Here is a 14,223-nt window from a genome sequence, read left to right as displayed (position 1 = left end):
AATCTGGCGGCGGCAGGGGCGTTTGCGTTTGCAACAACGCGGGACATGGGCATGCAGGCAACGAACCTGGCGATAGGAATTCTGTTCGTACTGGGCGGCGGGATCGCGGCCCAGTGGGTGGCGTGGCGGTTCAGGTTACCGGCCATCGTGCTGCTGTTTTCTCTCGGGCTGATTCTGGGGCCGGGTCTGGGCATCCTGCACCCGGGGGCTGCGATCGGGCCGTATTTCCATCCGCTTGTGTCCATGGCCGTGGCCTTTATCGTGTTCGAGGGCGGACTTGCGCTCGACCTGCGTCAGTGGCGTGAATCGGGGGAAGGGGTGCTGCGTCTTACGGCTGCCGCCCTGCCCATCAACTGGATACTCGGCTCACTTGCCGCGCATTATGTCGGGCACCTGCCATGGGGGACGTCGTGGCTGTTTGGCGCGATCGTGGTGGTGACGGGGCCGACGGTCGTGCTGCCGCTGCTGCGTCATACCAAACTGCGGCCCCGGGTCGCGGCGTTCCTGCGGTGGGAAGCCATCGTCAATGACCCCATTGCCGCCATCCTTGCAACGCTGGTGCTGGAATGCCTGCTGATCCGCCCGTCCCATACCGGCGGCATTTCGCTGGCGACGGTGGAAATCGGGCCGCATCTGCTGTTTGCCACGATGTTCTCGATCGCGTGCGGCATTTTTCCCGCAATCCTGATCAAGTTCCTGTCCGCGCGCGACATGCTGCCCGAAATCCTGCGTATTCCCATGATCCTGGCCTTTGTCATGACGGTGGCCGCACTGTGCAACCTGATCATGCAGGGGGCGGGACTGATGGCGGCCACGGTGTTCGGCATGGCGCTGGCGAACCTGCATGTAACCGGCATGTCGGAACTGCAGCGGATCAAGGAATCCCTTGGGGTAATTGTGGTGTCGTGCCTGTTCGTGCTGCTGACGGCGGACCTGCCGCGCACGCTGCTGACCGAACTGTCGCTGCCCATCATGGCGCTGACGTTTACCGTCATGTTCGTGGTCCGGCCGCTGGGTATTTTCCTGTCCACCATCGGGGCCAGCATGTCATGGCAGGAACGGCTGTTCGTGGGCTGGATCGCGCCGCGCGGTATCGTGGCGGCGGCGGTGGCGGGGGTGGTCGGCCTGCAACTGCATGAAGCGGGATATCCGGGCGGCGACCTGATTACGCCCGCCGTATTCGCGCTGATCGCATCCACCATGATCCTGCACGGGTTTTCATTGCGGCCGCTGGCGCGTGCGCTGCGGCTGACCCTGTCGGATGAACCCGCCCTGGCCATCATGGGGGCCAACGCATGGTCCACCAGCCTGGCCCGCGTGGTGCATGACCGGGGCGTGCCGGTGCTGCTGGTCGATACCTATGCCCCGGCGCTGAACAAGGCGGCGGGGTTTGGCATCCCGATCCTGCGTGCGGAGCTGCTGTCGGTCGAGGGGATGGAAAGCCTGGAGGAACGCCCGGCAGACTACCTGATCGCGGCGACGCCGGATGCGATCTATAACGGCCTTGTCTGCGCGCGCATGGCGCCCGACCTTGGCCGCCAGCGCGTGTTCCAGGTCAGCCCCGGCATAGCAAGGCTGGACCTGTATCACGGGCTGAGCCGGGATTCGCGCGGCAAGGTGCTGGGGGAACCGGGGTGGAATTTCTCCTATATCGATTCCCTGTATGCCAGAGGCTGGCGCTTTGGCAGCCACGTTATGGAAGAACACGTGGAGGAAGCCGACCTGCTGTCCGGTCCGGGCATGCTGTTCATGATCATCCGCAAGGGCAGTGCGATATGGATCTTTTCTGCCGAGGACGCGATTCCGGCTGAACCGGCGCAGGGTGACATCATCGTCATGCTGCTGCCGCCCGCCACAGCCCCGGTAAACGCGGCGACGACACCAGCACCGCCTACACCGGCCTGACGTCGATTTCCCCCAGCCCGGCGGCCAGCAGGTGGCGCAGCACGGGTTCGGGCAGGGCGATGCAGCCTTCCGTCGGGCGACCGCCCGCTGGCGGCAGGTGAAGGAAGATGGCCGACCCTGCGCCAGAATGAACCGGGTCGTCGTTATAACCAAGAACCACCAGAATGTCGTAAACGTGATCCTCCCGCCACAGCCGTTCGTGCCGGGCGGGGTGGGGCAGGGCTACATACCGGTTATAATCAGTGTGGCGGGGGTCATCACACCATCCATCAAGCGGGGAGAGCGGTTCTACAGGCAGATGACAAACAGGTGATGCCACCCGGTCGGCGCGATAGAACACGCGTCGCAGTGGCAGAATACCGCTGGGTGTTGCGTGATCTCCCTCCATTTTGCGGTTTTTGATGCCGCCTGCGCCGATAATGGCGGGGAAAATTTCGCGCATGCAATGCAGTTGTGCATCCAGCCCTGTATTCGTTTGCAAAATAGCGCGTATCATGAATTCCTCTGGATCGGGTCGTATTTATGTTATCTCCGGCCTAATCCGGCAGCATACGGCATGATGGCCGTCGGGTCGCGGGCCTGTCGGTGGTGTGGCCGGAAATGAACAGCAAGACAGAGACCGCCCTGCTGACGGGGCGGGACTAAAGTGATAAAGAGGGTTCGATGGCAGGAGCACGTCCCATACTGATAGCGGACGACGATCAGACTTTACGTCAAATGCTCGTTGAACAGCTGCAGATTGATGGTGAATTTGAAGCGATCGAGGCCGGCTCCGTCGCCGAGGCCTGGGAAAAGCTGCAGAAGCCGGGGGCGCGTTTCGATGCGATCATCCTCGATGTTTCCCTGCCCGACGGGGACGGACGCGATTTCTGCGCCGATCTGCGGCGCAAGGGCAAGCGTATTCCCATCATCATCCTGACCGGTTCCGATGACGAGACGGACGTCGTGCGCGGCCTGGATGCCGGTGCGAATGACTACGTCGCGAAACCGTTCCGCATTGCCGAGCTTCTGGCCCGGCTGCGCGCGCAGATGCGCATTTTTGAAAACAGCGAGGACGCGGTCTTCGCGATCGGGCCGTACATCTTCCGCCCGTCCGCCAAGCTGTTGCAGGAAACGGCCAAGAACCGCCGGATCCGCCTGACGGAGAAAGAGGCCGCAATCCTGAAATTCCTGTACCGTGCGGGCACGCGTCCCGTGCCGCGGCAGGTGCTGCTGAACGAGGTCTGGGGCTACAACGCCGCCGTGACCACGCATACGCTGGAAACGCACATCTACCGTCTGCGCCAGAAAATCGAACCCGATCCCACCAATGCCACCCTGCTGGTGACGGAAGGAGGCGGCTACCGTCTTGACCCCGAAGGGGGCAAGACTGCCATCGCCTGACCGGGTGATGGCCCGCATTGCAGGCTGATCTGACGGGCCGCCCGGTTTCGGGCGGCCCGGTCGCGTTCCGGGGGAAGTTTCAGGCGTCCAGGTCGATCATGACCGGCACATGGTCCGATGGCTTGTCCCAGTCGCGGGCCGTCCGCAGCACTTCCATGCCGCGCAGGGCGGACTGCAGGTCTGGCGTAACCCAGACATGGTCCAGCCGGCGGCCACGGTTGGATTTGCTCCAGTCCCGGTTGCGATAGGACCACCACGTATAAAGCTTCTCGGTCGCGGGGACGAAATGGCGCATGGCGTCGACAAAGCCGGTATGCTGCCATGCCAGCAGGCGTTCGGTTTCCGCAGGTGTATGGCTGACGATCTTCAGCAGTTGCCTGTGGCTCCATACATCCTGTTCCAGCGGGGCGATGTTCAGGTCGCCCACCAGCACCGTGCGCCGCATGTCACGGCCGGAAAACCATTCCCGCGCTTCCTCCACAAACGCCAGCTTGTGCGCGAATTTGGGATTTTCCACCGGATCGGGAATGTCGCCGCCCGCGGGCACATAGAAATCATGCACGTCAATCGCGTCAGCGCCCGTGCCATGGCGTATGGCGATGTGGCGGCAGTCCCCGCGCCGGCACCAGTCGGGCGCGTCCTCCAGCACGGTTACGGGCTGGCGTGACAGGATCGCGACGCCATTATACCCCTTCATGCCCCGGAACACGACGTGGTCGAATCCCAGCGCGCGCACTGCATCAAGCGGGAACAGGCTGTCGGGCACCTTGGTTTCCTGCAGGCAGACGATATCGGGGGATGTGTCCTGGCACAGCCGCGCCAGAAGCGGCATCCGCAGGCGGAGGGAATTGATATTCCATGTCACAATACGCATATCGGGTGCATTGCCGATCGGGCGCGGGCTGACAAGAATATTTTTGTGTGCCCGCGGTACGGCGCGAGACAAAAACAGGAACGAATTACAAAAGGCGGCTGATATTCCGCGCAAAATGGAAACCGGGTTTTCCACCACGGAGATGCCACAATTTGTCCACCTGTGGGGTTGACAGGCATGTTTTGGGTTCATGTGAGGCGGGATTTTTTTTCCGGTCCATAAGTGGCCTGATATAGTTATTTAAAAACAATAGGTTATTGTTAGTGATGTTTTTTTGGGCAATCCAAGTTCAGGAAAGGAAAACCGCCATCCGCACGTTTTTTTCTGCTGCTGCTCCACAGACTTATCCACATCATCGGTGGATGAACGGCTGCCATCCATGACAACAGCCATTTCAACCGCCCCGGTCCGGCCCCCCGCCCAGCCGGTCGGGGTGGATGCGATAAGCCACGCCCTGCAGACCATGCCACAGTCGCCTGGCGTGTACCGCATGCTGGGGCCGAAGGGGGACGTGTTGTATGTCGGCAAGGCGCTGAATCTGAAAAAGCGCGTCACGTCCTATACCCATGTGAGCCGCCTGACCGAACGTCTGCGCCGCATGGTGTCCGAAACCCGCAGCATGGAAATTGTCACGACCCATACCGAGGCCGAGGCCCTGCTGCTGGAAGCCAACTATATCAAGCGCATGCAGCCCCGGTACAACATCCTGCTGCGTGATGATAAAAGTTATCCATGGATCATGCTGACGGACAAGCATGATTTTCCCCAGATCAGCAAACATCGCGGCAGGCCGGTGAAGGGGGCGTCATACTGGGGGCCGTTCGCATCCGCGTGGTCGGTCAACCAGACGCTCAACCTGCTGCAGCGTACGTTCCTGCTGCGCTCGTGCTCTGACAGTGAAATGCAGGGCCGCACGCGCCCGTGCCTGCTGCACCAGATCCACCGCTGCTCCGCCCCGTGCGTGGACCGTATCAGCCGCGAGGACTACGCCGCACTGGCGGGGCAGGCGCGTGACTTCCTTGCCGGGCGGAACCCGCATATGCGCGAGCAGCTGGGACGCGAGATGGAGGAGGCAGCCGATGCGCTGGAGTTCGAGCGCGCGGCCGCCATCCGTGACCGCATACGTGGCCTGTCAGCGCTGCAGCAGGATTCCAGCGTCATCAATCCCTCTACCGTTACGGATGCGGACATCATCGCGATCTGGCAGATCGCGGGGCAGTCGTGCATTCAGGTGTTCTTCATCCGTGCCGGTCGCAACAACGGCAACCGCGCGTTTTTCCCTGCCCACGCGCGCGATGAGAACGCGCCCGACGTGCTGGCCGCCTTCATCGGTCAGTTCTATGACGACAAGCCGCCGCCCGCCCACGTGCTGGTCAATCAGGATCTGCCGGAACTGGGCGTGCTGACATCCGCCCTGACCCTGCGCCGGGGGCGCAAGGTAGAGATCACGCATCCGCAGCGCGGGGAAAAGCGTGGCGTGATTGAACATGCCGAAATCAACGCGCGTGAGGCGCTGGAACGCAGGATGGCGGAAAGCGCCGGTCAGGCGCGGCTTTTGCAGGGGGTGGCTGACCTGTTCGGGCTGGATGCGCCGCCACGCCGGATCGAGACCTATGACAACAGCCATATCCAGGGAGCGAACGCCTATGGTGTGATGGTGGTGGGCGGCCCGGAGGGCTTCGACAGGCGCGCCTACCGCAAGTTCTCCATCAAGGGACCGATCACGCCGGGCGATGACTTCGCCATGATGCGCGAGGTGCTGGAACGCCGCTTCCGCCGCGCGCTGAAAGACCGCGAGGACGGCAACCGGCCGGAAGACTGGCCCGACATCCTGCTGATCGATGGCGGTGCGGGACAGTACACCGCCGTGCGCGGCGTGTTGGACGAACTGGGGGTGACCGGGGTTACGCTGGTGGGTATCGCCAAGGGGCCGGACAGGGATGCGGGGCGCGAATGGTTCCATACCGAAGGCCGCGCGCCGTTCCAGCTGCCGCCGCGCGACCCGGTGCTGTATTACCTGCAGCGCCTGCGGGACGAGGCGCACCGCTTCGCCATCACCACCCACCGCGCCGGGCGGTCCAAGACGCTGGTGCGATCGGAACTGGACGACATTCCCGGCGTTGGACCTGCACGCAAGCGCGCGCTGCTCAAGCATTTCGGCTCGGCGCGCAGCGTGCGGCAGGCTGGCCTGGGAGAACTGGAAAATGCACCGGGCATCAATCGTGACATGGCCCGCGCCATATACGGATATTTCCATCCCGACTGGACAGGAGAGTGATCGGCTGTCATGCAGATGTGAGCATATGGCCTGCCTGACAGGCGTTATCAGTATTTCGGTTTTTCCTCATTCTTGGCTATAGCAGTACCAGCATGCTTACCGACCTGCCCAACCTCCTGACCCTGTCCCGTATTGTAGTGGTCCCCATTGTTGTCGGGCTGGTCGTCCTCCATACGGCGCAGACCGACTGCGCGGCATGTATCCTGTTCATACTGGCGGGCATCACCGATTACCTTGATGGCAAGCTGGCACGGGCGTGGAACCAGAATTCCGATCTTGGCCGCATGCTTGACCCCATTGCCGACAAGCTGCTGGTGGGTGCGTCACTGATGGTCATGGCGGGGCTTGGGCGGTTGCCGTATGGCTGCCTGTATCCGGCCATCATCATCCTTTCGCGTGAAATCCTGGTCAGCGGACTGCGGGAATACCTTGCGGCGACCCGTGTCGGCCTGCCGGTGACACGGCTGGCGAAATGGAAAACCGGGTTCCAGATGACCGCCATCGGCTTCCTGCTGGCAGGTGACAGCACGGCGGTCCTGCTGCATATCGGCTGGCTGCCGGTGGATGCGATGGGGGCGATCATGATGTGGACCGCTGCCGTCCTGACCCTGATTACGGGGTGGGACTATCTGTCCACCGGGCTGCGGCATGTCAGCCGCGGCACGGCGGGGGCTACGAAATTATCTTCCTGACCTACATGAAAAATTAACGTGCGCCGTGGTTGCTCTCTCCTGTGCGGGTCGTCTGGCCCGCCTTGTGCCGGACAGGTCAGGGGGAGAAAGCGGTGCGTAATGCAATGGTCATGTCATTGCTGGTGGGGCTGACCGGATGTGGTGGTTTTGGCCACATCCTGTCCGACAATACCGAACTGCCCGGCAGCCTGCCCAACACCCCACGCTCCGAGGTCGAAAACATGCGCCGCGTGGCGGGGCAGGCGCCACAGGTGCTGCCCATACTGCCGCAGGAACGCAACGTCTGGCCGGTTGTGAAATCAGGCCAGTCGGTGCTGGCCGCGATCGGGGCGGACCGCACCACCGCTGGCGCGCGTTCGCAACTGGTGGAACGCGAGGTGGATCTGCCTGCGGGTGGCGAGATGCAGATCGGCAACGATGCAGGGCCCGATGGCGACCCGGCGGCGCGCGCGCGCGTTTCCGCATTGTCTTCCGGGCCATCGGCAACGCATAAGGGCGTATCGGATTCGGCCATTGTCGTCCCGAACGGCGATGGCACCAATACCGTGGTCGCGTCCGACGGCACGGTTCAGGAACAGCAGGCACCATGACCGGCACGGGCCGCATGGGAAGCCGTGGCACAGGGAGATGAAACCGGAATGCTGCGCATTCTCTATTTCGCATGGTTGCGGGACCGCCTCGGCACCCCCGGTGAGACACTGCCCCTGCAGGTAGGCGCGCATTCCGTGCAGGACCTGATCGACCAGCTGCGCGCGCGTGGCGGGGCGTATGGGGAAATATTCGCGAAGCCCGAACTGATCCGTGTCGCGGTGAACCAGAGTTTCGCCACGATTGACGCCCCTATTGCCGCCAATGACGAAATTGCCTTTTTCCCGCCGGTCACGGGGGGCTGACACCATCATGCCCTGCGTTACGGTCCGTGTTCAGGCGGAAACATTCGATGCCACCCACGAAACCGCCCTGCTGCTGCGCGGGCAGGACGAAGTGGGGGGGATTGGCGCGTTTACCGGCATTGTCCGCGGGGGCGACGGACTGGTGGCGCTGGAACTGGAACACTATCCCGGCATGACCGAATCCATGATGCGGCAGATTGCCGATTCGGCCTGTGCGCGATTCGGCCTGACCGGCTGTACCGTCATCCACCGTGTGGGCAGGCTGGAAGTGGGCATGCCCATCGTGCTGGTGCTGTGTGCGGCAGCCCACCGCAAGGCGGCGCTGGCGGGGACGGAGTTCATGATGGACTGGCTCAAGACCGGCGCACCCTTCTGGAAACGCGAGGAATTCGCAAATGGACGCAGTGAATGGGTCCAGCCGCGCGCGCAGGATGACGCCGCGACGGCACGGTGGGGGGTGCTGGATCAATGAAGGGGGAGGGGAGAAAATTTAAAAAATATTCTCTCCATTCCGTACTTGACCCAAGCTTGCCCGCTGATTCGGAAGATCAGTCCACAATTTGTCCCCACACATTATATGGTGCATTCCGGTACCGTTTGCTCCATATATAGGGGGCAAAATCAAAAAACCTCACCAAGCCGCACAGGATCGAAAGGCCCTGCGCGTCGGCGTGAGCCGATTACGGAGAATGTAAATGGTCCTGGATGACGTATCCGGAGGCATGCCTGATCGTTCGGCTGGTGAGGACGGGACCATCCGGGGAAAGGACAGTACGACGATGTCTGATATGTCTGACATGCTGGACAGCGTGGTTCAGCTGCCTGGCCACCATCCCGTGCGCGTGGACCATTCGCGTGATGCGCTGCTGACGGCATTCGGCAAGGCGACGCTGAACAACCGCTACCTGCTGCCCGATGAAAGCTATCAGGATCTGTTTGGCCGGGTTGCGTCCTATTACGGGGCGAATCCCGCGCATGCGCAGCGGCTGTATGACTATATCTCGCGTCACTGGTTCATGCCGGCGACGCCGGTGCTGTCCAATGGCGGCACCACGCGTGGCCTGCCGATTTCGTGTTTCCTGAACGAAGCCAATGACAGCCTGCGTGGCATCGTGGACCTGTGGAACGAGAACGTATGGCTGGCGTCCAAGGGCGGCGGCATCGGGTCGTACTGGGGCAACCTGCGTTCGATCGGTGAAAATGTCGGCCGCAACGGCAAGACATCGGGTGTCATTCCCTTCATCCGCGTGATGGACAGCCTGACGCTGGCGATCAGCCAGGGGTCGCTGCGGCGCGGGTCGGCTGCGGTGTATCTGCCGGTCTGGCATCCCGAAATCGAGGAATTCATCGAACTGCGCCGCCCCACCGGCGGCGATCCCAACCGCAAGGCGCTGAACCTGCACCATGGCGTGCTCGTGTCTGACGCCTTCATGCGTGCTGTGGCGGATGATGATGAATGGGCGCTGCTGTCGCCCAAGGACAATTCGGTCATCCGCAAGATTTCGGCCCGCTCGCTGTGGATACGCATCCTGACCGCGCGGATGGAGCAGGGCGAGCCGTACATCATCTTCTCCGACCATGTGAACAATGCGCGGCCCGAACACCACAAGCTGGCGGGGCTGGAAGTCAAGACATCCAACCTGTGCGCGGAAATCACCCTGCCTACCGGCATGGACCAGCACGGACGCGAACGTACGGCGGTGTGCTGCCTGTCCTCGCTCAACCTTGAGACGTGGGATGAGTGGAAAGACAACCCGCAGTTCATCGAGGACGTGATGCTGTTCCTTGATAACGTGCTGCAGGATTTCATCGACCGCGCGCCCGATGACATGGAACGCGCGCGTTACGCCGCCATGCGCGAGCGTTCGGTCGGCCTGGGGGTCATGGGCTTCCATTCCTTCCTGCAGGCCCGCAACGTGCCATTTGAAAGCGTGGTGGCCAAAAGCTGGAACCGCCGCATATTCAAGCATATCCGCACGCAGGCGGATGCCGCGTCGCGCAAGCTGGCGGAAGAACGCGGACCGTGCCCCGACGCCGCCGATTATGGCGTGATGGAGCGTTTTTCCAACAAGATGGCGATTGCGCCGACTGCGTCGATTTCCATCATCGCGGGCAACGCCAGCCCGGGGATCGAGCCGATCGCTGCCAACGTATTCCTGCAGAAGACGCTGTCGGGGTCGTTTACGGTGCGTAACCGCCACCTTGACCGCCTGCTGACGGAAAAGGGGCAGAACACGAATGAAGTCTGGTCCTCCATTACCCTGAACAAGGGCAGCGTGCAGCACCTCGACTTCCTGACCCAGCAGGAAAAGGACGTGTTCAAGACCGCGTTCGAACTGGACCAGCGCTGGGTGATCGAACATGCGGCCGACCGTGCGCCCTTCATCTGTCAGGCGCAGTCAATCAACATCTTCCTGCCTGCCAACGTGCACAAGCGTGACCTGCACCAGATCCATTACATGGCGTGGAAGCGGGGGGTGAAATCATTGTATTACTGCCGTTCGCTGTCCATCCAGCGCGCTGATGCCGTAAGTGACGGGCAGGAAAAGCGCGACATGACGAAAAAGGAAGGCGACACCCCTGTGACGCCGACCACCACGACCACGGATTATGAGGAATGCCTTGCCTGTCAGTGAAGGTGGGGTATTTCCATGTATTGTTTCGATTTTATTTATGGAATTTCCTGTATGGGAATGGAAATAAAATTTTAAAAAGGACTACATCCTAAGTGTAGGGTAGTTTTTTGTTGTGTCGTTATTTTGAGTGGACGCTGACTTGTTCTGCTGTTTATTGTTCAGGGTGTCGGGTTTGTGCCCGACGCTCCCGATTCATGTAACAGGACAGGCATGGCCATGACCGATCAAGCCCCCGGCGCAGGTGCCCCGACGCAGCACGAACCCAGCCTGCTGACCGCCAATCCCGTTTACAAGCCATTCCGTTACCCATGGGCCTATGATGCATGGCTGACGCAGCAGCGTGTCCACTGGTTGCCTGAAGAGGTGCCACTGGCTGATGATGTGAAGGACTGGCACCGCACGCTGACGGAAAGCGAACGGCATCTGGTCACCCAGATCTTCCGTTTCTTCACACAGTCGGATGTGGAGGTGAACAACTGTTACATGAAGCACTACAGCCAGGTGTTCAAACCGACTGAAGTGCTGATGATGCTCTCGGCATTTTCGAATATCGAGACGATCCATATTGCCGCCTACAGTCATCTGCTCGATACCATCGGCATGCCTGAGACCGAGTATTCCGCTTTCCTTAAATATAAGGAAATGAAGGATAAATATGACTACATGCAGCAGTTTTCGGTCAGCGATAACTACCAGATCGCCCGGACGCTGGCGGCGTTCGGCGCATTTACCGAAGGGCTGCAGCTGTTCGCGTCGTTTGCCATCCTGCTGAATTTCCCCCGGCATAACAAGCTGAAGGGCATGGGGCAGATCGTGTCATGGTCAGTGCGTGACGAATCGCTGCACTGTGATTCGATGGCGCGGCTGTTCCGGGTGTTCGTCCATGAAAACCCGGAAATCTGGACTGATACCCTGCGTGATGACATTCGCCAGATCTGCCGTGATATTGTCGAACACGAGGACGCATTCATCGACCTTGCGTTCGAGATGGGCGCGGTCGAGGGGCTGGATGCGGGGCAGGTGAAGCAGTACATACGCTTCGTTGCCAACCGCCGTCTGGGTCAGCTTGGGCTGGACGGGATTTATGATATCGCCATCAACCCGCTACCATGGGTGGATGAAATGGTGAACGCGGTCGAACACACCAATTTCTTTGAAAATCGCGCTACGGAATACAGTCGCGCCTCGACCACGGGGTCGTGGGATGAAGCGTTTGCCTGAAGATAATGTTTCAGTGCATCATACTGATAAATAAAGACAAAAGTTTTTGGGTGCCGCCTTTTTTCAAAAAGGTGGCGTTCTTTTGAATCGTTTTGAAAAAAGCTTCACCAAAAATTTTTACAATCTGCAGGCTGCTTCAGGAGCAGGCTTCCAAGCCATCTTCGGGGACTGGTGATGCTTTTTTGCACAAAGCCGCCGGTCATGCCGTCTTTTTGAAAACAGGTGGTGTCTGGATTTTTTTTGGCGCTTTCCTGTCAACAGGCTGTTTTGGAAAGGGTCTGATTTATGCATGGGGCATCAGTGGCGCGCCGTCTTCCAGCACCGCACGGGCGGCGGGGGTGAATTCGCCACTGGTTTCATGCAGCGTCAGTCCGGGCAGCATTTCGCTGCCAGCGCGGGAATTCGCGCGGCCCTGCACCAGCACGATCCGCGCGGCATGCCCCTGACGGGGCCAGAACGGAAAGATCCGGATACGGCCAAGCCGCGTGTCCTCCATCGCGGCAATGCTGGCGGATAGCAGGCTGGCGGGCAGGGCAAGCGTCAGGGTGCCATGGTGGCGCAACTGGGCCGCCAGCGTGCGCACCCACGCCACCAGCGTGCCTGCGGGCAGGCGGCGGGCAAGATCGCGCTGCATGTGGGCGGACGCGGACGAATCATGTCCATGCCATGGCGGATTGGCGAAAGCGTGGTCAATGCGGCGCACCCCCGGCCCCGACAGCAGCGGGTCATCGGGCAGGGCGGGGATGCTGGCCACGTGCATGCGCAGGCCGTGGCGTCCGTTCAGTGCAAGGTTGTGGCGGGCCAGCGTTGCGGTGGCAGGGTCCTGTTCCAGCCCGACTCCCGTAAGGCGGGGCACCCGATTCGTCAGGCACAGCAGTCCTGCGCCCGCGCCGCATCCGCCTTCCAGCACGACCTCTCCGGCGCGTGCGGGCACAAAAGCAGCCATCAGAACCGGTTCCAATCCAGTCCTGTTTCCGGTCGGAAACTGGCGATAGACCACCTTTCCACCCAGCAAAGTGCCCGTCGTGACCGGGGCATCGCCCATGGGGGAAAGGGATTGCGTATCATCAGCCCCATGCCGTGTGTGTGCGTGGTCTGGCTTGACCGTTATTCCAGCGCCGCCCATATACTCATATCTATGTTCATACATTCGGAACCGGGAGAGTAACCTTTTGGCCCTAGCAGTTAGTCTGCCGGAATCCGACGAAACGGCAAGTCAGAAAGACGAAGGGGCTCGCCGCCCGATGGCAGATGGATCAGAAGTCGCCCTGCGTGACCTGGCGGAATATCTTGCAGATGACATGGCCGCGTGTAACCGCGCCATTGTCGAGCGGATGGACAGCCCGGTCGCGCTCATTCCCCAGCTTGCGGCCCATCTGGTTGCCGCAGGCGGCAAGCGGTTGCGCCCGCTGCTGACGCTGGCGTCCGCCCGGCTGTGTGGTTACCAGCCCGATGCCACGCACCAGCGGCATGTGGCGCTGGCGGCCTGTGTGGAATTCATTCACACCGCAACCCTGCTGCATGATGACGTGGTGGACGAAAGTTCCCTGCGTCGTGGCATGGCCAGCGCGAATGCGGTGTTCGGCAACAAGGCATCGGTGCTGGTGGGCGACTTCCTGTTCGCCCGGTCTTTCCAGCTCATGACGGATGATGGCTCACTCAAGGTCATGAATATCCTCTCATCCGCTTCCGCCACGATCGCGGAAGGGGAAGTGCTGCAGATGTCCACCCAGAACGATCTTTCCACACGGATTGACCAGTATCTGGAAGTCATTCATGGCAAAACTGCGGCACTGTTCGCCGCCGCCTGTCGTGTGGGCGCGGTCGTGGCCGACCGGGACGGGGCGGAAGAACATGCCCTCGAATCCTACGGCACCAATCTGGGCATGGCGTTCCAGCTGGTGGATGACGCACTGGATTACGCCGCGGATCAGGCCCGTCTGGGCAAGACGGTGGGCGATGACTTCCGCGAAGGCAAGATTACCCTGCCGGTGCTGGCGGCCTATGCCGCCGGGTCAGAAAAAGATCGTGCCTTCTGGCATCGTGTGATCGAGGAAAGCGAGCAGACGCCCGAAGACCTTGACCATGCACTCAGGCTGATTGAACAGACCGGGGCCATCCGCACCACGCTGGACCGGGCGACGGAATATGCCACGACCGCGCGTGAAGCCCTGTCCATTTTCCCCCCTGGCCGCCTGCGCCAGTTATTGCAGGATACGGCCAGCTATACGGTCAACCGCCTGCGTTAAGCGGGCGGTCCAGGGCAATCTGACGATGAAAGTTTATGGGTGCCGCCTTTTTTCAGGAGGGCGGTATTCTTTTGATGCTTTTTGAAAAATCT

The 14,223-nt window shown here is 61.1% G+C and carries 13 protein-coding genes; 10 read left to right on the top strand and 3 right to left on the bottom strand.

Annotated features, from left to right (window positions below):
- The first annotated feature begins 51 nt into the window (after positions 1–51).
- Entirely contained in the window at positions 52–1,905 is a 1,854-nt protein-coding gene (locus MSKU9_RS05150) for a cation:proton antiporter (RefSeq protein WP_193557637.1), read from the top strand.
- Here MSKU9_RS05150 and MSKU9_RS05145 read toward each other — a convergent pair.
- The gene (locus tag MSKU9_RS05145; RefSeq protein ID WP_141260346.1) at positions 1,892–2,347 is read right to left on the bottom strand and encodes a L,D-transpeptidase family protein; all 456 of its coding nucleotides are present in this window, start codon (positions 2,345–2,347) and stop codon (positions 1,892–1,894) included. The two genes, MSKU9_RS05150 and MSKU9_RS05145, sit on opposite strands and share 14 nt — an antisense overlap.
- Before the next feature lie 221 nt (positions 2,348–2,568).
- Here MSKU9_RS05145 and MSKU9_RS05140 point away from each other — a divergent pair, with 221 nt between their 5' ends.
- Positions 2,569–3,288 carry a response regulator transcription factor gene (locus MSKU9_RS05140; protein ID WP_026018684.1) on the top strand — a complete coding sequence of 240 codons (720 nt, stop codon included), beginning with the start codon at positions 2,569–2,571 and terminating at the stop codon, positions 3,286–3,288.
- A 79-nt stretch (positions 3,289–3,367) separates the two neighbouring features.
- Here the strand turns inward: MSKU9_RS05140 and MSKU9_RS05135 are convergent, their stop codons facing one another.
- Positions 3,368–4,162, bottom strand: a complete 795-nt coding sequence (locus MSKU9_RS05135; RefSeq protein ID WP_193557636.1) for an exodeoxyribonuclease III — start codon at positions 4,160–4,162, stop codon at positions 3,368–3,370.
- 379 nt (positions 4,163–4,541) lie between these two features.
- On the opposite strand from MSKU9_RS05135, the gene uvrC reads away from it, so the two are divergent.
- The 7 genes from uvrC to MSKU9_RS05100 all read left to right on the top strand — a co-directional run bounded on the left by uvrC (position 4,542) and on the right by MSKU9_RS05100 (position 11,882).
- Entirely contained in the window at positions 4,542–6,440 is a 1,899-nt protein-coding gene (gene uvrC / locus MSKU9_RS05130) for an excinuclease ABC subunit UvrC (protein WP_162853801.1), read from the top strand.
- A gap of 92 nt (positions 6,441–6,532) precedes the next feature.
- The gene (gene pgsA / locus MSKU9_RS05125) at positions 6,533–7,132 is read left to right on the top strand and encodes a CDP-diacylglycerol--glycerol-3-phosphate 3-phosphatidyltransferase (protein WP_141260268.1); all 600 of its coding nucleotides are present in this window, start codon (positions 6,533–6,535) and stop codon (positions 7,130–7,132) included.
- Between the two features lie 92 nt (positions 7,133–7,224).
- Positions 7,225–7,722, top strand: coding sequence for a hypothetical protein (locus tag MSKU9_RS05120; protein ID WP_227002380.1), 498 nt, complete (start codon positions 7,225–7,227; stop codon positions 7,720–7,722).
- A 48-nt stretch (positions 7,723–7,770) separates the two neighbouring features.
- Entirely contained in the window at positions 7,771–8,025 is a 255-nt protein-coding gene (gene moaD, locus MSKU9_RS05115) for a molybdopterin converting factor subunit 1 (RefSeq protein WP_141260344.1), read from the top strand.
- 7 nt (positions 8,026–8,032) lie between these two features.
- On the top strand, positions 8,033–8,497 hold the full coding sequence (locus MSKU9_RS05110; RefSeq protein ID WP_141260266.1) for a molybdenum cofactor biosynthesis protein MoaE: 465 nt from the start codon (positions 8,033–8,035) through the stop codon (positions 8,495–8,497).
- Between the two features lie 316 nt (positions 8,498–8,813).
- Entirely contained in the window at positions 8,814–10,661 is a 1,848-nt protein-coding gene (locus tag MSKU9_RS05105; protein ID WP_370685911.1) for a ribonucleoside-diphosphate reductase subunit alpha, read from the top strand.
- Between the two features lie 210 nt (positions 10,662–10,871).
- Positions 10,872–11,882: a ribonucleotide-diphosphate reductase subunit beta gene (locus tag MSKU9_RS05100; RefSeq protein WP_193557635.1), complete on the top strand. Its 1,011-nt coding sequence runs from the start codon at positions 10,872–10,874 to the stop codon at positions 11,880–11,882.
- A 283-nt stretch (positions 11,883–12,165) separates the two neighbouring features.
- Here the strand turns inward: MSKU9_RS05100 and MSKU9_RS05095 are convergent, their stop codons facing one another.
- Positions 12,166–12,927, bottom strand: a complete 762-nt coding sequence (locus MSKU9_RS05095) for a tRNA1(Val) (adenine(37)-N6)-methyltransferase (protein ID WP_141260343.1) — start codon at positions 12,925–12,927, stop codon at positions 12,166–12,168.
- 199 nt (positions 12,928–13,126) lie between these two features.
- Here MSKU9_RS05095 and MSKU9_RS05090 point away from each other — a divergent pair, with 199 nt between their 5' ends.
- Entirely contained in the window at positions 13,127–14,131 is a 1,005-nt protein-coding gene (locus MSKU9_RS05090) for a polyprenyl synthetase family protein (RefSeq protein WP_141260260.1), read from the top strand.
- The last annotated feature ends 92 nt before the right edge of the window (positions 14,132–14,223 follow it).

The organism is Komagataeibacter diospyri (genome assembly GCF_006538165.1).
Taxonomy (GTDB): domain Bacteria; phylum Pseudomonadota; class Alphaproteobacteria; order Acetobacterales; family Acetobacteraceae; genus Komagataeibacter; species Komagataeibacter diospyri.
Note: the sequence above shows the minus strand (reverse complement) of the source record. Positions and strands in the feature narration are given on the sequence as shown.

What these genes read in the sequence shown, in the direction of transcription:
- MSKU9_RS05150 (WP_193557637.1), top strand. Translation starts at nt 52, where the DNA reads ATGCAGGCAACGAACCTGGCGATAGGAATTCTGTTCGTACTGGGCGGC.
- MSKU9_RS05145 (WP_141260346.1), bottom strand. Translation starts at nt 2,347, where the DNA reads ATGCGCGAAATTTTCCCCGCCATTATCGGCGCAGGCGGCATCAAAAAC.
- MSKU9_RS05140 (WP_026018684.1), top strand. Translation starts at nt 2,569, where the DNA reads ATGGCAGGAGCACGTCCCATACTGATAGCGGACGACGATCAGACTTTA.
- MSKU9_RS05135 (WP_193557636.1), bottom strand. Translation starts at nt 4,162, where the DNA reads ATGCGTATTGTGACATGGAATATCAATTCCCTCCGCCTGCGGATGCCG.
- uvrC (WP_162853801.1), top strand. Translation starts at nt 4,542, where the DNA reads ATGACAACAGCCATTTCAACCGCCCCGGTCCGGCCCCCCGCCCAGCCG.
- pgsA (WP_141260268.1), top strand. Translation starts at nt 6,533, where the DNA reads ATGCTTACCGACCTGCCCAACCTCCTGACCCTGTCCCGTATTGTAGTG.
- moaD (WP_141260344.1), top strand. Translation starts at nt 7,771, where the DNA reads ATGCTGCGCATTCTCTATTTCGCATGGTTGCGGGACCGCCTCGGCACC.
- MSKU9_RS05110 (WP_141260266.1), top strand. Translation starts at nt 8,033, where the DNA reads ATGCCCTGCGTTACGGTCCGTGTTCAGGCGGAAACATTCGATGCCACC.
- MSKU9_RS05105 (WP_370685911.1), top strand. Translation starts at nt 8,814, where the DNA reads ATGTCTGACATGCTGGACAGCGTGGTTCAGCTGCCTGGCCACCATCCC.
- MSKU9_RS05100 (WP_193557635.1), top strand. Translation starts at nt 10,872, where the DNA reads ATGGCCATGACCGATCAAGCCCCCGGCGCAGGTGCCCCGACGCAGCAC.
- MSKU9_RS05095 (WP_141260343.1), bottom strand. Translation starts at nt 12,927, where the DNA reads ATGGGCGATGCCCCGGTCACGACGGGCACTTTGCTGGGTGGAAAGGTG.
- MSKU9_RS05090 (WP_141260260.1), top strand. Translation starts at nt 13,127, where the DNA reads ATGGCAGATGGATCAGAAGTCGCCCTGCGTGACCTGGCGGAATATCTT.